This is a genomic window from Kitasatospora kazusensis, from assembly GCF_039529945.1.
Lineage (GTDB): Bacteria > Actinomycetota > Actinomycetes > Streptomycetales > Streptomycetaceae > Kitasatospora > Kitasatospora kazusensis.
This window is the reverse complement of record NZ_BAAANT010000006.1, coordinates 57,308-79,178: the sequence shown is the minus strand read 5'-3', so window position 1 is coordinate 79,178 and position 21,871 is coordinate 57,308. Positions and strand designations below refer to the sequence as shown.

Below are 21,871 nucleotides of genomic sequence, written 5' to 3'. Positions count from 1 at the left end.
TGTCAGCCCATCGCCGTCATCGCCGTCATCGCCGGGAGACCGCATTGCGCCTGTCACGCCACCTCGCCCTGGTCACCGCCGCCGCGCTGCTGACGGTGCTCGGGGCCGCCCCGCCCGCCTCGGCCGCGCCGGGCCACCGCCGGCACCACGAACCGGCCCAGGCCGTGGTGAACCAGACCAGCGCAAACTGGTCCGGCTACTGGGTACGCGGCGCGCAGAACCAGTTCTCCGTCGTCGCAGCGCGGTGGACCGTGCCCGAGGCGACCTGCAACAGCAACACGGTCACGTTCTCGGACTTCTGGGTCGGCCTGGACGGTGCCGGTACCAAGACCGTCGAGCAGACCGGCACCTCGGTGAACTGCAATCCCGTCGGCACGCCGGAGTACTACCCCTGGTACGAGATGTACCCGGCCGACCCCGTCGTGTACAACGACCCGGTCATGCCCGGCGATGAGATGCAGGCCCAGGTGCGGTACCTCGACGACGGCAGGTTCGAGCTGGCCCTGAGAGACTGGACCCAGAAGTGGTTCGAGATCACCTATGCGACGCCCCCGAGCGGGTCGACCGCGATGCGGGCCACCGCCGAGGTGATCGCGGAAGTGCCAGGTGACGGGTACAGGCTGACCGACTTCGGCTCCGTCCTGTTCACGGCCGCCAGGGTCAACGGGGAGCCGATCGGGGATCTCGCGCCGGACAAGGTCACCATGGTCGTCCCGGGGACCACCATCCCCCGGGCGATCCCCTCGGCACTGACCGGCGACGGCAAGGACTTCTCGGTGGCCTGGCAGACCTACTGAGTTCGGGGTCAGCGCCTCGTGAACACGGTCACGGCCTGCGCGTCGCAGGCGTGGCCATGCGGGTGATCGGACTACCGACTTCGCCGTCGTTGGCGCGGCGACCGGTCCTCTCGTCCAACGAGGCGGGACAGTGGACGGCATGTCCGGCCGGACCGAGCGGGAGTGCTGTTGACGTCGGCAGCCCCGCCGGGCTCCACCGGCCGACCACCCACCTCGTCCGCAAGGGGAAGCATCGATGACCGCCGCCGCCACGTCCTACCGTGATCTTCGCGCCCTGGTGATCAACTGCACGCTCAAGCGCTCGCCGGAACGCAGTCACACCCAGGGGTTGATCGACGTCAGCACCGGGATCATGGAGCGCCAGGGCGTCGTGGTCGACGTCATCCGAGCCGTCGACCACGACATCGCCACCGGTGTCTGGCCCGACATGACCGAGCACGGCTGGGAGACCGACGAGTGGCCGGTCCTCTACAGCCAGGTGATGGCCGCCGACATCCTCGTCCTCGCGGGACCGATCTGGCTGGGCGACAACTCCTCAGTCATGAAGAAGGTCATCGAACGCCTCTACGCCTGCTCCTCACTGCTCAACGAGGCCGGCCAGTACGCGTACTACGGCCGGGCCGGCGGTTGCCTGATCACCGGCAACGAGGACGGCGTCAAGCACTGCGCGATGAACGTCCTCTACAGCCTGCAGCACCTGGGCTACACGATCCCGCCGCAGGCCGACGCGGGCTGGATCGGCGAGGCCGGCCCCGGTCCGTCGTACCTGGACGAGGGGTCCGGCGGACCGGAGAACGAGTTCACCAACCGCAACGCGACCTTCATGACCTGGAACCTCCTCCATTTCGCCCGGATGCTCAAGGACGCCGGTGGCATCCCCGCCCACGGTAACCAGCGCTCCGCATGGGACGCCGGCTGCCGCTTCGACTTCGAGAACCCCGAGCACCGCTGACCCGCATCCGGCTGCCGGCTACCGGCTACCGGCTGCCGGCCTCGCCGACCGAGGCCCCGGCAGCCGTGGGCGCGGAGCCGACGGCGCCCCCGGTGCCCCCCGCGCCGCCGGCGGTGTCGTCCAGGAAGCCGCCCGACTGGTGCTGCCACAGCTTGGCGTAGGCGCCGTCCGCGGCGAGCAGCTCGTGGTGGGTGCCCTGTTCGAGGATCCGGCCGCGGTCCAGGACGACGAGCCGGTCCATCTTGGCGACGGTGCTCAGCCGGTGCGCCACGACCAGGGCGGTGCGCCCCTCCATGAGCCGCCACAGGGCCTGCTGGACCAGGATCTCGCTCTCCGAGTCCAGGGCGCTGGTCGCCTCGTCCAGCAGCAGGATGGGTGCGTCGCGCAGGATCGCCCGGGCGAGGGCGACCCGTTGGCGCTGTCCGCCGGAGAGTTTGACGCCGCGTTCGCCGACCATGGTGTCGAAGCCGTCCGGCAGTGCGTCGGCGAACTCGGTGACGTGCGCGGCCTCGGACGCGCGGCGGATCTCGGCGTCGGTGGCGTCCGGCCGGGCGAAGGCGATGTTCTCGCGCAGCGTGCGGTGGAACATCGCCGGGTCCTGCGGCACGTAGGCGATCTGACCGCGCAGGTCGGCCTGGCGCAGCCGGCTGATGTCCTGGCCCCCGATCAGGATCCGCCCGGCGTCGACGTCCGTCATCCGCAGCAGCAGCCGGGTGAGCGTGGTCTTGCCCCCGCCGGACCGGCCGACCAGGCCGATCTTCGCCCCGCTGGGCACGGCCAGGTCGAGGCCCTCGAAGATCGGCCCGGCGCCGGCGTGGGCGAAGGTCACCTGTTCGAAGCGGACGTCGGCGGCCTGCAGCCGCAGGGGCTCCGGCGAGGGCGGGTCCAGCACGGTCGGCGGCGTCAGCAGCAGCTCGGTGAACTGCGCGGCCTCCGTCATCGAGCTCTCCAGCCGGCGGTAGATCTGGTTGAACTCGAACATGACCCGCGTCGCGCTGCTGTAGTACGTGAAGGCGACGATCACCTCCTCCACGCCGTGCCTGCCCCCGCCGAGCGTGACCGCGAGCAGCAGGCCCAGCGCGTTCGTCAGCACGGACATCGGCGCGACCAGCGTGTCGATGCGCAGGTTGCTGTAGTCCCAGGAGCGCAGCGACAGCCGACGCGACCGCGCGACGCGGGAGCGGTGTTCGGCGGCCTCGCGCTCCTCGGCGGCGAACGCCTGGACGGTGTCCATGTTCATCAGGCTGTCGGCGACGTGGCCCGACACGAGGGCGAACGCCGCCTCGCGCTGGTCGACCAGCCGCTGGCGGCGCCGGACGAGGGGTGTCACGCACACCGCCGTCAGCGCGATCATCGCCAGCAGCCCGACGACGAGCAGGGGTTGGTACTGCCACAGCACCACCGATCCGAACAGCAGCGGCACGAAGCTGGCCACCACCGAGAACGTCAGCGTGTCCACGAACTCCTCGAAGCGCGAGGCGAAGCTCAGGACCCGCTTGGTCAGCGATCCGGCGAAGTTGTCGTGGAAGAACGCGGAGTCCTTGGCGAACAGCTCGTCCATCCCGAGGACGTACAGGTGCTCGATACCACGCGCTTCCAGGCGGTTCAGGCAGTGCAGGCCGATGCGCCACAGCGTCTCCCCGGCCAGCAGGGCGCCGGCGAAGGCCAGCACGTAGGGCAGCATGGTGTCGATGCCGGCGCCGGTGGTGCCGGCGATGCGGCCGACGAGCTTCGCGACGACCAGCGGCGCGAGGTAGGCGATGCAGATGTTGCCCAGCGCGGGCAGCAGCATGGCCGGCAGCGCCAGCCTCGGAGCCCGGGTCAGCTCCCGTCCGTAGTAACGCAGTACGAGGGCCACCGAGGCTCGGCCCGGCGAGCCCTGGCGTGTTTGTGACGATCCCATCCCAACCCCGAGTGCTCGTGCGGCGGTGTGCGAGAGGCCAAGGACGTAGTGTCCCGCGCGGGCGGCCGGGGAGTCCAAGCGTTTTCCCCGCGGCCGCGAATCCGCACACCTGTACCAGGACCCGGCCCGGCGGCGCCCGCCCGAGCGGTGGCGGCTTGTTCGTCGCACGGTGGGGCGGCGATAGCAGGACAATTATTCGTACAGTATTCATGTTTGGAAATTGCCGGAAAAAGATAGATTGTCGGCGAATCAAATGCTGACGGTGTGTTATTCTCAGCTGCTTGGAATTGGCCATTGGCCAGTTGATTCCGCCGTGGAACACACCGGGATGTGAAAGCATGACTGACTACGTCAGAGTGTCCGAACGGCTCACGCTGCCCCGGGACGCGGGCGTTCCGATCATGGGGTCCGCCGCCCGGTGCGACGAGTACCCGGTCCACGTCTGCCGGGACGAGCCGAGCGCCGTGCAGCGGTTGCACGAGGAGATCGGCGGTCGGCGGGTCGCGCTGATCACGGACGACTCGGTCGCCGTGCTGCACGCCGGCGGGTTGGCCGGTCAGCTGGCCGAGGCGGGGCTGGAGGTGTCGATGACCTCGTTCCCGGCCGGGGAGGCCAGTAAGAGCCTGAAGACCGCGACCGACCTGCTCGACTGGCTCGCCGGCACCGAACTGGCCCGGCGGGACGTGGTGGTGGCGGTCGGCGGGGGCGTGGTGATGGACACCGTCGGATGGGTGGCCAGCGCCTACATGCGCGGCGTGCCCTACATCAACGTGCCGACCACCCTGCTGGCGCACGTGGACGCCGCGCTCGGCGGGAAGGTCGCGGTCGACCATTCGACGGCCAAGAACCTGATCGGCGCCTTCTACCAGCCCAAGGCGGTGGTCTCGAACGTCGGTTATCTGCGCACCCTGGACGTCCGCGGCTTGCGGGCCGGGCTCGCCGAGGCGATCAAGATGGGCGTCATCGCCTCCCCCGAGCTGTTCCGCCTGATCGAGCTGAAACACGCCGACATCCTGGCCGCGGACCCTGCGGTGACGGCCGAGCTGGTGCACGGCTCCAGCGTGATCAAGTGCCGGCTGATCGCGAAGGACCCGTACGAGGACGACCTGCGACGGCCGTTGAACTTCGGCCACACCGTCGGTCACGCGGTGGAGACCGTCACCGGGTACGGCCCGGTCCTGCACGGTGAGGCGGTCGCCTTCGGGATGGCGTGCGCGTCGCGGATCGCCGGGCGGCGGGGGCTGCTCGCCCCGGCGGTCCGGCGGCGGATCGTCGGCCTGCTCCGCGAGGTCGGGCTGCCGACGACGCTCGCCGACCTCCCCGTGCCGGTGGGGCCGGCCGAGACCGTGGCCGCGCTGGACAAGATCCGCAAGATCCGGGACGGCCTGATCCACTTCGTCCTGCCCGTGGAACTCGGCGAGACGGTGATCGCCGACGACGTGTCCGACGAGGAGATCCGCGCCTCGCTCGTGGCCGCCCCCGACGAGGACGCCGTCACCCCCGCCGACAACGGACACCTGGGGCGGGGCAGGGGCGCTGATGACCCGTCGGACACCCGGAACGGGGGAGCCGATGGCCGAGCCTGACGTGTTCGTGGCCGGCGGCGTCGGCGTGGACACCATCGTCCGGGTGCCCGGACTCCCGCTGCCCGAGCGGGACACCATCAAGGTCCCGCCCATCCGGCAGTACGTCGGCCACACCGGCAACGGCGTGGCGATGGGCTGCCACCGCCTGGGCCTGCGCACCCACCTCGCCGACGTGATCGGTACCGACCCGGAGGGTCAGCTGGTGCTGGCCCACTACGCGGCGGCCGGGCTCTCCTTCGACCACCGGACGCACCCCAGCGGCACCAGGCGCAGCGTCAACCTGGTGGACCCGCAGGGCAGCAGACTGTCGCTCTACGACGGCCGCCACCCCAAGGACATGACGGTGGACCCGGAGCTCTACCGCGGAGCGGTCGCCCGGGCCACCCATGTGCACGCCTCGCTCGTCGACTGGGCGCGGCACGCGCTGGCGGAGGCGGTCGACGCCGGCCGGACCACCTCGACCGACCTGCACAACTGGGACGGCAAGGACGAGTACCGCCACGACTTCGCCTACGGCGCCGACCTGGTCTTCCTCTCCACCGGGTCCCTGCGGGGCCGGACGGAGGAGACGGCCGAGGACATCCTGACCCGTGGCCGGGCCAAGGCCGTGATCGCGATGGCGGGCGGCGACGGCAGCTACCTCAAGCTGCCCGGTCAGCCCCTGCGGCACGTACCGGCGGTCGCGCTGGCGCCCGAGCTCGTGGTGGACACCAACGGCGCGGGCGACAGCTATGTGGCCGGATTCCTCTTCGCGTACCTGTCCGGGGCCGGCTGGGAGGTGTGCACCAGGGCGGGATCGCTGGCGGGCGCGCACGCCGTGCGTACGGCCGGGACGCACACCTCGTTCATCACGGCCGAGGAGCTGGGCCGTGAGCTGTCCTGAGCTGCTCCGCCAGTCCGGTGCGATCGGCGGTCAGCCGCTCGCCCGCCAGGACGATGCCGTCCCGTACGGTCACCCCCGCGGCCACGGTGGCTCCGGGCAGCACGACCGAGCGCAGCACCGTCGCACCCGGCTCGATCCGGCAGCCCGGGTGCAGCACGCTCCGCTCGACCACCGCGCCGTCCGGGACGTCGGTGCCCACCAGGCTGCGCCGCTCCGGCACGAAACGCGGGGAGGGCCCGGGCAGCGTGCGCGGCAGAGCGCTCGGCGCCAGCGGGTGCGGCTGCTCCAGCAGCCTGAGCTGTTCGGCGTGGTAGCGGTCGACGGTGCCGATGTCCGCCCAGTAGCCCTCGACGGGGAAGGCCCGAACGTCGCGGCCCTGCGCGATCATCTCCGGCAGCACGTCACGGCTGATGTCGTGTCGCCAGCCGTCGACGCCGCGCGCGGACAGACCGGCGAGCACCTGCCGCAGGGCGTCGATGCGGAACAGGCAGAAGGCGGTGAAGACCAGGTCCGAGGTCGGGTCCGACGGCTTCTCGACCAGTGCGCGCACGCGCAGGTCCGCGTCCACCTCGGCCATCCCGAACAGCTTCACGTACCTGCGCTCGATGCGCTGCACGCCGATGGTGCAGTCGGCGCCCGAAGCCCGGTGGGCGGCCGTCATCGGCCGGTAGTCGAAGAGGTAGACGTGGTCGGCGTGCTGGACGAGCAGGTCGGTCGCCCCGGGAGCGAAGAGGTACTCGGCGGCCGCCAGCAGCGCGTCCGCCGTACCGCGTTCGGCGGGGCGGTCCGGCAGCGTCCGGCCGGGCCTCAGCCCGCCGTCGGCCCGGAGCAGTTCCTCGTGCGGGCCGAAGTGGAGCCGGGTACCGGGGTGGTCGTCCCAGTGCGTCAGCAGATGGCGCACGAGGTCGGACTCCCGGTGCAGGGAGAGCAGCACCAGCTCGGGAAGGCCCGAGCGGACGGCGTTCGCCAGGCTGAAGTCGACCAGCCGGCAGGAGGCCGCGTACGGGACGAGGGGCTTGCACACCCGCGAGGTCAGCGGTCCCAGGCGCTCGCCGCGGCCGCCCGCCAGCAGGGCGCCGCGCACCCCGTCCAGGCCCACCCGGTCCGGATGCACCCCGTGCCGGCTCACCACGTCCTCCCCTGCGGGGCGGCGACGGGCAGCAGCCGGCGCAGCAGTGCGAGCGAGTTGGCCACCCCCTGCTCCGTCGGCAACAGGGCGTCCTCGTGCTCCACGTAGATCACTCCTCGGTAGTCCTCGTCGAGCAGCGCGGCCACGACGGCCGGCCAGGGCAGCTCGCCGGAGCCCAGCGCGCGGAAGCGGACCGCCGGCCCGGGGCCGTAGCGCGACCAGCCCGCACCGCGCGGGGCGAGCGGCTCGCGGAGGTGCTGGAGGTCCTTGGCGTGCACGGCGGCCAGCGCCTCGCCCCAGCCGCGCACCGCCGCGACCGGATCGTGGCCGATCGCGGCGAGGTTCGCCGGGTCCACGCAGAGCCCCACCGCGTCGGCGGCCGCCAGCAGGGACCTGGCGCTGGCCGGGTCGTAGACCACCTGCTTGGGGTGCGGTTCCACCACCACCCGCACGCCCAGCCCGGCCGCCAGCTCCAGGACCGGCGCCGCGGCGAGCACCCAGGCGTCGATGTTGTCCTGCCAGCTGACGTCGCTGCCCCACCAGGACAGCCAGCGCCCGTGATCGGGAACGCCGAGCATCAGCCGTGCCTGCGGGGCGCCGATGCCCGCCGCCAGCCGGACCGTCCCCAGGGCGGCGCGCAGCCCGTACGCCCGCTTGGCCTCCGCCGGACCGGCCAGCACCGGATCGGTGTGCGGTCCGTGCGGCCCGAGTACCAGCTGGGTGTCCCGGCTGTTGCTGACGCAGCCCACCTCCACCCGCGCGGCGGCCAGGCGCGCGCGCAGCTCGCGGTGGTGGCCGGGGTCGTCCAGTCGGGCGGCCTCGACCAGCCCGAAGGTGCTGTCGGTCGGCAGGTCGACGACGTCCACCCCCGCCCGGGCGGCGGCGCGCAGCGCACCGTCGAGGCCGACGGGCGCGAATGCCGCCAGGCACAGGCCCAGCCGGATCGGTCCCCGGGCCATCAGGCTGCTCCTCGTCGAGGCTTGCGAGCCTCGCGGGTCCGTGCGTGCGGCGCCCGAGGGTCCCGGGCCCGAGGGTCCAGGGTTCTGCTCCAGGCCCACCGCCCCGCCAGGGCCTGCGGCAGGCCGTCCGGGTGCTCGCGCAGTGCGGCCAGCACCAGAGCGGGCGGATCCTCGGCGACCGTCGGCGGGGTGTCGGCCCCCAGTTCGCCGACGATCCTGCCGCGCAGCGCCGTGGCGAACTCCGGGCAGCCCCGGAAGACGCCCCCGGCGAGCGTCGCCGACCAGCTCCCGGTCAGTCCCGCCGTGTCCCGGGCCGCCCGCACCCCGCCGACGAGGTGGTCCAGCGCCTCGGCGACGACCCGGCCCGCCACCGCGTCGCCGTCGAGCCAGCAGCGGCAGACCACGGGTGACAGGGCGGCCACCGCGGCCTTGGGGAACGGCTGCGCGGCGAGCCTGCGCGCCAGCTCCCGTACCGGGGCGTCCGCGTACTCGGCGAGCGCCGGGCCGAGCGCCGTGGGCTCCCCGCGGCCGTCGGCGCCCTGGACGGCCGCCCGCAACCCGGCCGCCCCGAGGGCGAACGCGCTGCCCTCGTCGCTGCCGAGGTACTCGCAGCCGCCGACGGAGCTGGGCGGGCCGTGTCCGTCGCCGGCGAGGAAGCCCGAGCCGGTCCCGCACACCACGGCCACGCCCCGGCCGCCGAGCGGGGGAGCGAGCAGCAGCGGCAGGACGTCCCGGGAGATCACCACCGTCCCGGTGATCCCGGCCCGGTCGGCCAGCCGGGTGATGCGGTCGAGTTCGAGCTGCGGTGCGTGGGCGGCCACGGCCGCGGTCGCCAACCAGCCGGTGGCCGGCTCGTCATCCAGGTGCGCCGCCAGCTCGCTCAGCAGGCCCAGCAGTTCCTGCCGGGCGGCCGGTGCCCCGACCGAGGCGGGGTTCACCGACCCCCGGCGCAGCCGGGTGCCGTCGTCGAGCAGTGCCGTGGTGTTGCTGCCACCGGCGTCGATCGCCCAGTATCTCACCGTGGAGTACCTCCACGGTCACTCTGCGTCGACCGTCGTCGGTCGCGCAACCGGAGAAGCAACCGGAGAAGCGGTCGGAGAAGCGGCCGTCGAAGCAACCGGAGGGCGGGTCCAGCGGATGACCGGGCAAGCGCGCGGGGGCCGCGCCCCAGGCGTATTCGGACTGCTGGCCGTGGCGGTCAGCTGGGGCCTCTTCTGGGGCGGCTGGGCCGCCCTGATCCCCGGACTCAAGGCGGATCTCTCGCTGACCGACCAGCAGCTCGGGCTGGCGCTGTTCGCGGTGCCCGTCGCGGCCGTCCCGGCCATGCTGCTCACCGGACGGCTGATGCGGCGGCTGGCCCAGCACACGCTGCCGGTGGTCACGGCGGTCTTCGCCCTCGGTGCCCTGCTGGTGGGCCTCGCGCCTTCGGCGCCGGCCTTCGCCGCCGCGCTGCTGCTGGTCGGCGTGTCCAGCGGGGCCATCGAGGTCGGGCTCAACGCGACCATCGCGGCGCACGAGGCCAGGGACGGTGTCCGGCTGTTCAACAAGGTGCACGCGGCGACCCCGCTGGCGATGGTGCTCGCCGCGCCCGCCGTCGGTGCGGCCCTGGACTTCGGCGCGTCCCCGGCCCAGGCGCTGACCGTGATCGCGGCGCTGGTCGCCCTGAGCGCCGTCCTCGCGATCGACCCGCACGGCTGGCAGGAGCAGGCTCCGGCCGCCGAAGGCACCGGGCCGCGCCGGATCGCGGGCCCCTTCCTGCTGGTCGGGGCGGTGGGTGCCATGGCCCTGCTGATGGAGAACAGCGTGGAGCAGTGGGGTGCGATCCACCTGCGGCAGCAGCTCGGCGCGGGCCCGTTCCTCGCCAGTTGCGGCCCGGCGGCGTACATGGCGGGGCTGTCGGCGGGCCGGATGCTCGCCCAGTGGCGGGGCTCGCAGGTCGGTGACCGCCTGCTGGTCACGCTCGGCGGAATCCTCGGCGGAGCGGGGCTCGCGGTGGCGGCGGCGGGCTGGAACCCCGCGTGGACGCTGGCCGGGTTCGCGCTCGCCGGCGTGGGGCTGGCGCCGGTGGTGCCGACCCTGCTGGGTGCGGTGGGCCGCGCGGTCGGCCCGGACCGCCGTTCCGAGGTGATCTCGACCGTGACCACGGTGTCCTACGCCGGCTTCCTGGGCAGCCCGCCGCTGGTCGGAGCCCTCGCCGGCGCGCTGGGCCTGTCGGCCGCGCTCGGCATCGTCGCCCTCGGCGGAGTCCTCGTGGCGGCGGGCGGCCAGGTCGTCCAGCGCCTGTCGGTCCGTACGGGCGGGGTGGCCCGGACACCGCCGTCGGACCGGGAGACGGCATGACCGGGCAGCTTCGCGTCCTGGTGGTCGGCGCGGGCTACCTCGCGGGCCATGTCGGCCGGCGGCTGACCGAGCTGGGGCACACCGCGATCCTCAGCTCACGGCGCAGACCGGCCACCCCGGAGAGCCGGGGCCTCGACTGGCTGCCCGTCGACGTGGGCGAGCGCCGCTCCGTCCACGCCCTGGTCCGGCTGGCCCGCCCGGACGCGTTCGTCGTCGCGCACGGCCCCTCCGACATCACCTGGTGCGAGGCCAACCCCGAGCGGGCCGCCGCCGTGCACCAAGGCGGCGCGACGCACCTGGCGGAAGCCCTGGAAGGCCGCCGGGCCCTGCTGGTCTCCACCGACAACGTCTTCCCCGGCGTCAAGGACAGCTGCGCCGAGTCCGAGCCCACCGAACCCGCCAACGCGTACGGCCGGGCCAAACTCGCCGCCGAGGAGACCCTGCTGGCCACCGGCAACGCCCTCGCGCTGCGGGTGAGCCTGGTCTACGGCTGGGACCGGGCCGGCCTGCGGCCGAACTTCTTCACCAGCTGCGCGCTGAGGCTGCGCCGGGCCGAACCGGTGGCCGTGCCCCACGACCACTGGAACAGCCCCGTCCTGGTGGACGACGTCGCGGCGTGGACGGCCGCCCTGCTGGCCTCCGGCCACCACGGCGTCGTGCACCTCGGCGGCCCGCGCAGGCTGAGCCGGGTCGCCTGGGCCAGGCACATCGCCAAGGGCTACGGCGTCGACCCCGGCCTGGTGAGCCCCGCGCCGCAGCGCAGCACCGCCTACGCCTGCCGCCCGCGCAACGCCTGCCTGCACAGCGAGCGCGCCGCAGGCATCCCCGAACTGGAGGACCTCGCCCCGATGGACGTCCTCAAGGCAAGCACCGAGCTCATCGCCTCAGGAGAGGACCCGACGTGACCGACCGCCAGCTGTTCCTGGCCAGCAAGCGAGCCGCCGTCAGCTACGCGCCCGACCCGGACACCGGCAGGCTGCGACCGTGGCTGGCACCCGGCGGCACCGGCAACGTGGTGGCCGAGCAGGCCGGGGTGCTCGACGTGTCGTGGATCGCCAGCGCCGACACCGACGACGACCACCTGGCCGCCCGGGAGAACCCCGACGGACTGCGGCTGCGCCTGAGATCCGGGCGCGACATCCGCGTCCAGCTGCTGCGCCACGACCGCCGGACCTTCGAGGTGGTGCAGAACTTCCTCACCGCGCAGCTGCTCTGGGCGGCCAACAACTACGGCTGGGACCGCTGGACGGAGCCGGCCTTCGGCGGTGAGACCTATCAGGCGCTGGAGCACTTCGCGGAGTTCACCGGCGACTTCGCGGACGCGCTGCTGCGCAGCTCCGCCGACGCGGCCGAGCCGGTGTACCTGGTGCACGACTACCAACTCGTCGGTGTCCCGGCGAAGTTGCGCGAGAAGCGCCCCGACGCGCCGATCCTGCTCTTCGTGCACATCCCGTGGCCCTCGCCCGACTACTGGCGGATCCTGCCGAAGCCGATGCGGGTCGGCCTGCTGGAGGGGATGCTCGCCGCCACCACGGTCGGCTTCTTCGCGGACCGCTGGACGCGCAACTTCCTGGACTGCGTGGCCGATCTGCTGCCCGGCGCCGAGATCGACCGGGAGCACGGCGTCGTACGCCGCCACGGCCACCGCACGCGGGTCCGCACCATGCCGCTCGGCTACAGCCCGCTGACCATCGGCGGCGCGGCCCCGCAGCTGCCGGCGGACATCGCCGAGTGGGCGGCCGACCGCCCGCTCGTCGTCCACAGCGGACGGACCGACCCGACGAAGAACGCGGAACGCGCGGTGCGGGCCTTCGTCCTCGCGGTGCGCTCCGACGAGCGCCTGCGTGGCACCCGGATGCTCGTCCGGATGAATCCCAACCGGCTCTACGTCGGGGCGAACGCCGAGTACGTGCGGCGGGTGGAGGCCGCGATCGCCGACGCCAACGCGGAGTTGGGCCCGGACACGGTGCGCCGCCACTGCGACAACGAGGTCGGGCACACCCTCGCCTGCTTCGGCCGGGCCGACCTGCTGATCTTCAACTCCACCGTGGACGGCCAGAACCTCAGCGCCTTCGAGGCGCCGCTGGTCAACGAGCGGGACGCCGAGGTGATCGTGTCCGAGATGTGCGGAGCGGCGGAGCTGCTCGCCCCGGTCTGCCGGATCGTCAACCCGTACGACCTGGTCGAACAGGCCGAGGCGATCGTCGCGGCACTGACCGCACCCCCCGCGGAGCGCGCCAGGTCGGCCGAGCTGCGGCGCGCGGCGGCCGAGCCGTGGACGCTGGAGACCTGGGTGCGCGCCCAGCTCGAAGGGCTGGACGCCGACCACCGGGCCCGCGATGAGTAACACCGCGACGGGCGACCACACGGCCGACCCGCAGCAGTTCGCGCAGTACCGGCTCGGCGACACGGAACTGGTGCGGGGCGAGGGGGTGCGCGCCTGGGACAGCACGGGGCGTGAGTACCTGGACTGCGTGTCCGGCACGTTCAACCTGCTCCTCGGGTACAACCACCCGGAGGTGATCGCGGCGATCCGGGCCCAGGCCGGCGACCTGGTCTTCGCCGGCTCGTCGTTCCAGACCGGACCCACCAACCGCGTGATGCAGCAGCTGGTCGAGATCAGCCCGGCCAACCTGACGCGGGTCAACCTGCGCAGCTGCGGCGGCTCCACCGCCAACGAGGGCGCCGTCAAGATCGCCCAGCACCACACCGGGCGGCGCGACGTGATCGTGCCGTTCCGCGGTCACGTGGGGCAGACGCTGGCCGCCGCGAGCTTCAACGGCACCACCAGGATGCGGGCGCCCTTCCCGCACCGCTTCCCCGGCGCGCTGCACGTACCGGACCCGTACTGCTACCGCTGCTTCTACCGGCAGACGCCGCAGACCTGCGGGAAGCTGTGCGTGGAGCGGATCGAGGACTTCATCACCTACGCCGGCTCCGGCAGCGTGGCGTGCGTGCTGATCGAGCCGGTCAGCGGTGTCGGCGGGAACGTCGTCCCGCCGCCCGGCTACTTCCAGGAGCTGAAGCGCTTCTGCGAGGAGCGCGAGATCATCCTGATCTTCGACGAGATCCAGACCGCGTTCGGCCGTACCGGCGAGATGTTCGCGGCCGACCACTTCGGCGTGCAGCCCCACATGATGACGGTCTCCAAGGGACTCACCGGCAGCGGTCTGCCGCTGGCCGCGATCCTCACCGAGGAGCGGATGGCCGGCTGGGACCGCAGTCTGCACAGCTTCACCTACGGCGGTCACACGCTGTCCGCCGCCGCAGCGGTGAAGACCCTGGAGATCGTGCAGCGGCCCGGCTTCCTGGAGAACGTCCGGGCCAGCGGAGCCGTCCTCGTCGACCGCCTGCGCGCCCTGCAGAAGGACCACCCGGTCATCGGCGAGGTCCGGGGGCTCGGGCTGATGCTGGGCGTGGAACTGGTGAAGCCCGACGGCGGCAAGGCGGTCGAGGAGGCGCACGCCTACCAGCGCGCGCTGGAGCGGCACGGCGTACTCACCCGGGTGTCCGAGCACGGCCTCGGCAACGTCATCGAGCTGCGCCCGCCGCTGGTCCTCACCCCGGCGGACGCGCACCTGGTCGCCGACCGCTTCGGTGAGGCGCTGGAGACCCTCGGATGAGGGTGGTGCTGGGAGCCGACGGTCCGAGGCTGGAGCGCACACCGCCCGAGCGCCCGCCGGGGGAGCACGCTGTGCGGGTCCGCGTCGAGGTGGCCGGCGTGTGCCGCTCGGACCTCAAGGAGGTCGTCGGCGACCGGCACGGCCCGAGCCAGTTCGGACACGAACTCGTCGGAGTGGTCGAGGAGTCCACCCTGCCGGAGCTGCCGCCGGGACACCGCGTCAGCCTGGACCCGAACGTACGGGTACGACGCGGGACGGCGTTCGCCACCCGGATGTGGGCGACCGGCCCGGCCGACCGCCTCACGGCGGCGCTGCCGGCCGTCCCGCACGGCGTCGAGGCCCGCAGGCTGGTCTTCGCCGAGCCGCTCGCCTGTGCGCAGCACTGCCTCGCCGCGGTCTCCCGCCACCTGGGGAGGGAGCTGCGCGGCCTGCGCCTCGGCGTGCTCGGCGCGGGGACGGCGGGCGTGCTGATCGCCGGGCTCGCGGCGACCACGGACGTCGAGGTGGTGCTCGCCAACCGCAGCGAGGACCGGGCCTCGTTCCTGCGCGGACTCGGTCTCCTCGACCTCCTCGGCCTGCGGACCGGGCCGCTGGACTCGCTGCCCGCCGACACGCTGGACGTGGTGGTGATCGCGACCAGCTTCGTACGCCCCTCGGTGCTGCGCGGCGCCCTGCGGGCGGTCGCACCCGGCGGGCTGGTCCAGCTGTACGGCGGCACCGCCCCCGGCGACCGGCTGGACGGACTGGACTGCGACCTGGACGCGGTGCGCCGCCGCGAGCTCGTGGCCGCCGCCGACTGGTGCGGCAAGCCGGTGCGGGTGGGTGGTGGCTACGGGACGGTGCCGGGCGACTTCGCCGCCGCCGTCCGGGTGCTCGCGGCGCAGGCCCCCGTGCTGCTGCCCGTCGAGCGCATGATCACCCGGGAGGTCCCGCTTACCGACCTCCCCGCGGTCCTGCGGGAACAGCTGACCGGCCGGCACTTCGGCAAGACGCTGGTGTGGCCGGCCGGCCCCGCACGCTCGTAGGCGGGTGTGGTGCGGGAGTCGTCCCCACCCTGTTCCGCGCTGTGCCGTGCCGGAGATCTCCCGAGCCGAGGACGTGGAGCTTGGAGGTTCCTGCAAGCCACTTTCTCCCAGTCAGAGAGCCCCATCCATGCGCTTCCTGAACAACCTCAAGCCCGTGTATGACCTCACATACAATTCTAATTGACAGTCACATGGGCCTGGGGGTTCGAACGTTGGACAGATACGGGTTGTACGAGCGACTCTCGCGAGCCACCGAGGCGAGCACGTCGATCGAGCGTCAGGACGAAGCCGCTCGGGCGGAGGTGAAGCGCCGCGGCGGGCGAGTGGTTGGCGCCTTCGTCGACGAGGGCGTCTCCGGGGCGCTCTCGCCGATGGATCGCCCCGCGATGAAGGAACTGCTCCAACAGCTCTCAGGGATGGACGCGGTGATGGTCTGGAAGATCGACCGGATCGCCCGGTCCTTCCTGGGCTTTGCCGAGATCGTCAAGGAGTTGGACAAGCACGGAGTCGCCCTGGTCTCGGCGACCGAGCCCATCGACATGACGGGCCCGACCGGTCGAGCGATGGCTCAGATGATCGCGGTCTTCGCTGAGTTGGAACGCGAGATGATCAAGGCGCGGGTCGCAGACTCGATGCGGAAGGCCAAGGAGGAGAACCGCTTCCACGGCGGGCGCATCCCTTATGGCCTCACTGTGGCCGACCATCCGAGCGGCAAGGGTCGGGTGCTGGTGCGGGACACTCACGCGGTCGGGGTGCTTCGGGAGGTGCTGCTCTGGGTTCTCGAAGGGGCGACCATGGCGGAGTGCGCCCGGCGGCTGAACGACCGTAAGGAACCGACGAGCCGACAGCGTGGCGCTGTACTCAAGGGGTTGGCGAAGGCGGAGGCTGCGCAGTGGCGAGGAGTCTCAGTGAAGCGGATCCTCGCTTCACCCACGATGCTCGGCTATCGACCGCTTCCCGGTGGAAGAGTCCAGACGAATGACGATGGGCTTTCCGTGCTCGTTTGGGAGCCGGTCTTCAGCCGTGATGAGTGGGACGCTCTGCAGACGTGCCTGGCCGAACTCGAGCAGGGCCCCCGTAAGGCACCGGCCGCGTCGCATTGGCTATCCGGTTGCCTGAAGTGTTCGGTATGCGGCGGAAATCTCAAGCAGTGGGTCTCGGGGACGGGGTTGCGGGCGTTCACCTGCAGAGGTCGGGAGACTGCGGGGCACAGCCCGTCGGTCTATGTTCCGGCAGAGCTGGTGGCGGACTGGGTGCGAGAGCAGTTCTCTGTTGTTTACGGCATCTTGCCGGAGGTGGAACGGCGATGGGTCCCCGGAAGTGATGCCTCCCGCGAGCTGTCGGAGGTCCGGGCTGTCATCAGGCGGCTCCGTGACGACCGGGACGTGGGCCTCTTCGACGATGACGAGGACGACTATCGGGAACGGATGGCCCGCCTGGTAGAGCGCCGGAAGGTTCTCCAGATGGTCCCTCAGGTCGAACCCCACTGGGAGGAAGACCGCACCGGACGGTCTCTTGCCGAAGTGTGGTCCGGTCTCTCGGACGAACGGCGGGGCGCCCTGATGATTGAGTACGGGCTTGCACTGTGGGTTGACCCCGCTCCTACTAAGGCAAAGAACACGCCCATCAACTCGCGTGCCCAGTTCGGTCCGTCTGCACCTGCTGTCGGCAGCGGCTGAAATCGGGTGCTGGATCACTTTTGGGGTTCTGGATCACTTTTGGTGCAGGTCTGACGGTGACCCTCCGTCAGACCTGTACCAAAAGTGATCCAGAACCCCATTTCACCCGTCGCCGACAGTGTGAACTGGTTTTCGAGCTGGGTATCGGCAAGGGTGTGGGGCGGCGCTGGGGTGCTCGTGCTGGTCAGAGGCGTGATCGTTGATGGGGGATTCTGTCCCGCGTCAAGCAACTGGCCGGCTTCCGGGCTCGGGAATGGTGTGAGCGAATGGGTCGGCGTGGCCGGCATGGACGTCGTGGGGTCGGTTTCGGGCGAGCGCCTCGTGGGTGGACGGCGGCGTATTCGGTCCGGTGGTCCTCGGCGGGGCGGACCAGGTTTTCCTCCGGCGGCGTCAGCAGATCGATCGGAGACCTTCACAGTGCAGGATCCGCAAGAAGCGAGCCCTGGTGCAAAGTCCGACGGGGAAGATCCGGACCCCTCCACAGTGCTGTTGATCTTGTTCTCGATGGCTCAGTATCCCCGCAGGCGATGGGTGATCTAGCCTGCGTCGACATGGTCTTCGGGCCCAGCACAGTTCACAGCAACCGGATTTGAATGAACTCAGGAAGGAAGCCCGAGCCGAGCGCGGTCTCCAGTTCGGCCAGCCGGTCAGAGGTGGGAGCGGCAAAGTTCAGGTAGCCCGGATCGTCCGGGGCGCGGCCGAGGGGCCCTCGCGAGGCCATGAGGGCGGAGCCTGCACCCAGATGGCCACTGAGCGCAGCCGCCGGCGCGGTGGGCAGCCGCATGGGCTGGCCGGCCAGGAAACGCCAGATGTCCTCCTGTACGGCCGTGAGATTCGGCAGGCTGTCGTGCTTCCCCATCACGTAACGCGTCTCACCGATCCAGTCGAGTTGTGCAGAGGCGAGCGGCACCCGGCCGTCGCCCTCGCGGTGGGGATCACCTGGCGTGCGTTCGGTGACGCGATCCATGTGTTCCCAGCGGAATCCGAAGTGCTTTATGTACGCGAGCCGGAAGAGGGTGCGGTAGCCGACCCCCGCGATGACGGCCATCCGGTCGCGAAGACTCTGGTCAAGCGATTGATGCCAGCTGTGTAGGTCGCGGTGGTGGGCGGCGGCGGCGTCCAGGACGGTTTGAAGCCTCAGCTCTTCCGCTGTGGACAGACCGAGCCGCCAGGCCGGCGCGCTGTACAGGTCGAAGTTCGCGCAGGGATGCGGGTTTTCGGCGACCCCGGCCAACGTGGAAACCGCCGGGTAGATGTCGGCCGGTGCTGGCAGGAGACTCAGGACTCCCCACAGTGAACGGAAGGTGTCGCGACTGAGGTATCGGCCGAGCAGGGCGAGGAGCTCAAAGCCCCACAGGTGGTTCTTGAGATAGCCGCCGATGGCAGGTGAGCCGTAGTGCGGTGTACCCAGAAAGACCACTTTGCCGACATGTCGCCACATCTCGGGGTGGTGCATCAGCGCGGTACGGACGACGAGCCCGCCCATGCTATGGGCCACCAGATGGATCGGCCTGTGGTCAGACCCCTGATCGCGCTCGGCCAGCAGCTTCTCGTGGAGCCGGTCTGCGCTCGCCAGTAGCGGTTTGCGCCAGTCGTACGGGAATGGGATTTGATGGATGCCGTCTCGCCGAGCGGCAGCCACGAGGAATCCCTCATAGGAGAAGTCGACAGCAACGGGCGTGACCCGGAATGCAGGATGCCTGTCGGCGAGCCCGTCGGCAGAGAGGCCCAGGTCGTCGATGTGCTTGCGAAATCGAACGTCAAGCCACCAGATCCCGCCGATCCCCTCGCTTGCTAGGACACTCCCCATGACACCAGGGACGAACACCAGGTTCGTCGGGCCGTTGTCGGCCAGGTGCGTGCTGCCGGTAGCGGTCGCGAGTGCGCTCAGCTCGGAAAACGCAGCCGGACCGAGCAGGGGCTGCAGGACCGGCGTGGCGCCCTGATCCCGTAATAGAGCCAGCCGTGCGCTGGTGTCCCCCGCTAGGAAGCTTGTGGCGATGTCGAGTTCGCGTTGGGGGCCGATCACGGGTACCTCGCTTGGCTGGGCGGTTATCTCGTGGACGGGGTGGTGGGGTACCGGAGCGCCGCCACGTCCTCAGGGCGGGCAAGGTATACCCGATCGTCGTTCACATAGCTGTAGTAGAGGCCGCCCAGACTCCGGTACTCGTCCCAGAAGAACTTCCGGGCCTGGGCAAGAGCTTCCCCTGCCGCCATCGTCCTGCCGCTCGAGTCGCGGAGATAGAGGAAGTGGAAGAAAGTGGTCGCGAACCGCGCGGCGAAGCCCGTCGGGACCTTGCACTCGCTGCCGATGTACGCACGGCAGCCCCGCCCCAGAAACTTCGACTGAAGCTGGTTGGTGAATGTCGGATCCGCTGCGGAGGTCGCGCAGGCATTGATGAACACCAGCGGCTGGTCAAGTAGGTTGGTCTTCCCCATGTCCATGAGCTCCAGAACGTCCTCGGCCCTGTTGGTGCTGCCGAACCGCAGGACCGGCGCAGCGCCTGAGCCCGTCAAGCACTGACAGAAGACGTAAATCAGGGAGACCGGACGCGGTCCGGGTGAGCTGAGGAAGCCTGAGAGCTCCTCCTTGCGCTGGGCATCTCCTCTAGGCAGGAACAAGGGCGACCAGGGGGCAAGCTCGGATCGGTGCCTACGAACCTCGTCCCCAGTGTCATCGCCACCCCAATACAGCAGGTGAGCTCGTGTTGCCGTTGGTATCAGAGAACGGTCGGCTTCACAGGTCTTGACCAGATCCGCCGTCCGCAAGCGCATGCCGAGAAAGCTCTGCGGGTCCACGGCGGCGCCTGCGGCCGGGACCTCCCCGCGATACAGCAGCGCCCAGGGGACATGAGAGAGGGAGGCCTCGGCCGGAGACCAGATGATCCGCAGATTGTCGCCCGGTGCAAGAGCATCCACTTTCGCCCGCAGTACGCTCTGCGGCGGGAAGAGTGCGTCGAAGAGGTCGCTGCCCGTAGAGGCGAGTGCGCGCATCTGGTGGGTCAAGGCGTTCTGCTGCCAGTCGGCCAGGGCTTGTCCGCTGGGCATGCCAGTAGCGGCATTCCAGTCCTGCGTGGGCACGAAGCGTTTGAGCCGCGTGGAGAGGTCCGCTGGGTCGATGGCATTCTCCCGCTCGGAGCTGAACTCGCCTACCTGGTCCAGCGCTTCCCTTGCGGTGAGGATGCGTGGCCTGATGTCGGAACCGTCGGGAGCCCAGTGCGCGTTCCCCCAGGTGTGGGTTGCGGTGTCGCCCTGGCCACGTTTCAGCGTCCATATGGCCTTCGGCGGCAGCAGCGTTAGTGTCAGGGTGGCCCCAGGCTGCTGCCATCCGTGTGGGGGTCGGAGTTGAGTGTGCGCGGCGGGCAATATTCGCCTGGCCGTGACCTTGCTTGCCCTCCACGGGCGTGTCGCGGACCCGTGAGGGCGGCGCAAGTTCAGTGATGAGGGCGGGCATACCCACGCGGTGCTGGAGGTATTACCACACGGGGGCCGGGCCTGAGCGTTCTCGCTCCGTTTTGAGCCGTCCGGGCTCTGAACGGAGCCCGCTGATACCTTGGGGGGCGACCCGTTATCGGCGGAGCTGCCGGGTAGACCCTTGCTGTCGATAGCCCTCAGGTCAATGGTCAGTTCACGGTAGACGTCGTCACCGACCAGGACCATCACCTCGATCCGCGCTACGTCGGCCACCAGCGGGGTTACCTTGATCAGTCGCGGCTCGGATTCACCAGCTGCGGGGATTATCAGCTCGAACTGCGCCATCCACTGGGTACGGTCGCCGGCCTGAGCGGTGGAGACCGTAACGCCCGTCGCATCGCCCGTCGCATCGCCCGTCACCACGCCCAGCGCCACGGTCGTTGACCAGATCAGCCAGGTCGTGCCCAGCCCGGCGGCCGGAATGTCCTCCGGTGGCACCTCACGATCTCCGCCGGCGAGGTTCTCTGGTACGTCGGCGCCAACCTGGAAACGGCCTGTGTAGGTGCGCCCGACGTGCAGTGGGCCATCGCCTTCCGCCGGAGCGTCCGTCACCCAGAAGTTGATGAGCTGTGCGTCGATACTGGCCAGCTCCGCATCGCTCGGGCCGCCGAACGCGCCATGGTCTCTACCGTCAGATGGGTCCTCTCCCTCATCGGGCGGACCAGCGCCTGGGGGACCGTCGCCGGGATCGCGAGGGCCGCCGCTGCCACCTGCCGGTCGCGAACCGAGCACCGCTTCGTCGGAGCCCGCCTCGAGGATCTCCTTCACCCAGTCGGCCAGCAGCTGGCCGGCACCCGACTCGGCCTTGACATCGCCCTTGGCGACACCGGCGCGGGACTTGAGGCCCTCGGCGACGGCGTCGGCGATCACACGGGTCAGCAGGGTGACGGAGCGGATCGCGTCGTCGTTGCCCGGGATCTTGTAGTCGACCTCGTCCGGGTCGCAGTTGGTGTCGAGGATCGCGACGACCGGGATGTTGAGCTTCCGGGCCTCGCCGACGGCGATGTGCTCCTTCTTGGTGTCGACGATCCAGACAGCGCTGGGAACGCGCTGCATGTCGCGGATTCCACCGAGGGTCTTCTCGAGCTTGTCGTGCTCACGCTCGAGGACTAGGAGCTCCTTCTTGGTGAGACCGGAGCCGGCCACATCCGTGAAGTCGATCTCGTCGAGCTCCTTGAGGCGCTGAAGGCGCTTGTAGACGGTCTGGAAGTTGGTCAGCATGCCGCCGAGCCAGCGCTGGTTGACGTAGGGCATGCCCACGCGGGTGGCCTGCTCGGCGATGGCCTCCTGGGCCTGCTTCTTGGTGCCGACGAAGAGGACGCTGCCGCCGTGGGCAACCGTCTCCTTGACGAACTCGAAGGCGCGGTCGATGTAGTTCAGCGACTGCAGGAGGTCGATGATGTAGATGCCGTTACGCTCCGTGAAGATGAAGCGCTTCATCTTCGGGTTCCAACGACGGGTCTGGTGACCGAAGTGGACGCCGTTGTCCAGCAGCTCCCGCATAGTGACGACGGCCATACT

Annotated in this window: 16 protein-coding genes and 1 pseudogene; 10 read left to right on the top strand and 7 right to left on the bottom strand. The window is 70.7% G+C overall.

Annotated elements, in window-relative coordinates; translation table 11 throughout:
- Window positions 1-44 precede the first annotated feature (44 nt).
- Both ABD330_RS07500 and ABD330_RS07495 read left to right on the top strand, forming a co-directional pair.
- Window positions 45-797: a G1 family glutamic endopeptidase gene (locus ABD330_RS07500; protein WP_344462114.1), complete on the top strand. Its 753-nt coding sequence runs from the start codon at window positions 45-47 to the stop codon at window positions 795-797.
- Window positions 798-1,032: 235 nt separating this feature from the next.
- A complete protein-coding gene (locus ABD330_RS07495) occupies window positions 1,033-1,749 on the top strand; it encodes a flavodoxin family protein (protein ID WP_344462112.1) in 717 nt (238 codons plus the stop codon).
- 25 nt (window positions 1,750-1,774) lie between these two features.
- On the opposite strand, the gene ABD330_RS07490 is transcribed toward ABD330_RS07495, so the two are convergent.
- On the bottom strand, window positions 1,775-3,652 hold the full coding sequence (locus ABD330_RS07490; RefSeq protein ID WP_344462110.1) for an ABC transporter ATP-binding protein: 1,878 nt from the start codon (window positions 3,650-3,652) through the stop codon (window positions 1,775-1,777).
- A 338-nt stretch (window positions 3,653-3,990) separates the two neighbouring features.
- Here ABD330_RS07490 and aroB point away from each other — a divergent pair, with 338 nt between their 5' ends.
- On the top strand, window positions 3,991-5,238 hold the full coding sequence (gene aroB, locus ABD330_RS07485) for a 3-dehydroquinate synthase (RefSeq protein ID WP_344462108.1): 1,248 nt from the start codon (window positions 3,991-3,993) through the stop codon (window positions 5,236-5,238).
- Complete coding sequence (locus ABD330_RS07480) at window positions 5,225-6,121, top strand: carbohydrate kinase family protein (RefSeq protein WP_344462106.1); 897 nt, start codon at window positions 5,225-5,227, stop codon at window positions 6,119-6,121. The genes aroB and ABD330_RS07480 overlap by 14 nt, the downstream gene beginning before the upstream one ends.
- Here ABD330_RS07480 and ABD330_RS07475 read toward each other — a convergent pair.
- Genes ABD330_RS07475 through ABD330_RS07465 form a run of 3 tightly spaced genes read right to left on the bottom strand, consistent with a single transcriptional unit; the run spans window position 6,087 to window position 9,228 of the window.
- Window positions 6,087-7,250, bottom strand: a complete 1,164-nt coding sequence (locus ABD330_RS07475; RefSeq protein WP_344462104.1) for a sugar phosphate nucleotidyltransferase — start codon at window positions 7,248-7,250, stop codon at window positions 6,087-6,089. The genes ABD330_RS07480 and ABD330_RS07475 overlap by 35 nt on opposite strands.
- Window positions 7,247-8,209, bottom strand: coding sequence for a sugar phosphate isomerase/epimerase family protein (locus ABD330_RS07470; RefSeq protein ID WP_344462102.1), 963 nt, complete (start codon window positions 8,207-8,209; stop codon window positions 7,247-7,249). Before ABD330_RS07470 ends, ABD330_RS07475 begins: the two co-directional genes overlap by 4 nt.
- Complete coding sequence (locus tag ABD330_RS07465; protein ID WP_344462100.1) at window positions 8,209-9,228, bottom strand: BadF/BadG/BcrA/BcrD ATPase family protein; 1,020 nt, start codon at window positions 9,226-9,228, stop codon at window positions 8,209-8,211. Before ABD330_RS07465 ends, ABD330_RS07470 begins: the two co-directional genes overlap by 1 nt.
- Window positions 9,229-9,400: 172 nt before the next feature.
- Here ABD330_RS07465 and ABD330_RS07460 point away from each other — a divergent pair, with 172 nt between their 5' ends.
- From ABD330_RS07460 to ABD330_RS07435, 6 genes are all read left to right on the top strand, one after another.
- A complete protein-coding gene (locus tag ABD330_RS07460) occupies window positions 9,401-10,549 on the top strand; it encodes an MFS transporter (RefSeq protein WP_344462098.1) in 1,149 nt (382 codons plus the stop codon).
- Complete coding sequence (locus tag ABD330_RS07455; RefSeq protein WP_344462096.1) at window positions 10,546-11,454, top strand: SDR family oxidoreductase; 909 nt, start codon at window positions 10,546-10,548, stop codon at window positions 11,452-11,454. Before ABD330_RS07460 ends, ABD330_RS07455 begins: the two co-directional genes overlap by 4 nt.
- Window positions 11,451-12,896: a trehalose-6-phosphate synthase gene (locus ABD330_RS07450; RefSeq protein ID WP_344462094.1), complete on the top strand. Its 1,446-nt coding sequence runs from the start codon at window positions 11,451-11,453 to the stop codon at window positions 12,894-12,896. The genes ABD330_RS07455 and ABD330_RS07450 overlap by 4 nt, the downstream gene beginning before the upstream one ends.
- Window positions 12,889-14,172 carry an aspartate aminotransferase family protein gene (locus tag ABD330_RS07445; RefSeq protein WP_344462092.1) on the top strand — a complete coding sequence of 428 codons (1,284 nt, stop codon included), beginning with the start codon at window positions 12,889-12,891 and terminating at the stop codon, window positions 14,170-14,172. The genes ABD330_RS07450 and ABD330_RS07445 overlap by 8 nt, the downstream gene beginning before the upstream one ends.
- Window positions 14,169-15,197 (top strand): alcohol dehydrogenase catalytic domain-containing protein, encoded by a 1,029-nt coding sequence (locus ABD330_RS07440; RefSeq protein WP_344462090.1) that lies wholly within the window; start codon window positions 14,169-14,171, stop codon window positions 15,195-15,197. The genes ABD330_RS07445 and ABD330_RS07440 overlap by 4 nt, the downstream gene beginning before the upstream one ends.
- A gap of 227 nt (window positions 15,198-15,424) precedes the next feature.
- The gene (locus ABD330_RS07435; RefSeq protein ID WP_344462088.1) at window positions 15,425-16,876 is read left to right on the top strand and encodes a recombinase family protein; all 1,452 of its coding nucleotides are present in this window, start codon (window positions 15,425-15,427) and stop codon (window positions 16,874-16,876) included.
- 574 nt (window positions 16,877-17,450) lie between these two features.
- On the opposite strand, the gene ABD330_RS07430 is transcribed toward ABD330_RS07435, so the two are convergent.
- From ABD330_RS07430 to rpsB, 3 genes and pseudogenes are all read right to left on the bottom strand, one after another.
- Window positions 17,451-18,905 carry an esterase/lipase family protein gene (locus ABD330_RS07430; protein ID WP_344462086.1) on the bottom strand — a complete coding sequence of 485 codons (1,455 nt, stop codon included), beginning with the start codon at window positions 18,903-18,905 and terminating at the stop codon, window positions 17,451-17,453.
- 23 nt (window positions 18,906-18,928) lie between these two features.
- Window positions 18,929-20,902, bottom strand: coding sequence for a CHAT domain-containing protein (locus ABD330_RS07425; RefSeq protein ID WP_425555476.1), 1,974 nt, complete (start codon window positions 20,900-20,902; stop codon window positions 18,929-18,931).
- A 198-nt stretch (window positions 20,903-21,100) separates the two neighbouring features.
- Window positions 21,101-21,868 (bottom strand): annotated as a pseudogene (gene rpsB, locus ABD330_RS07420) (30S ribosomal protein S2); the annotation flags it as partial.
- Window positions 21,869-21,871 lie beyond the last annotated feature (3 nt).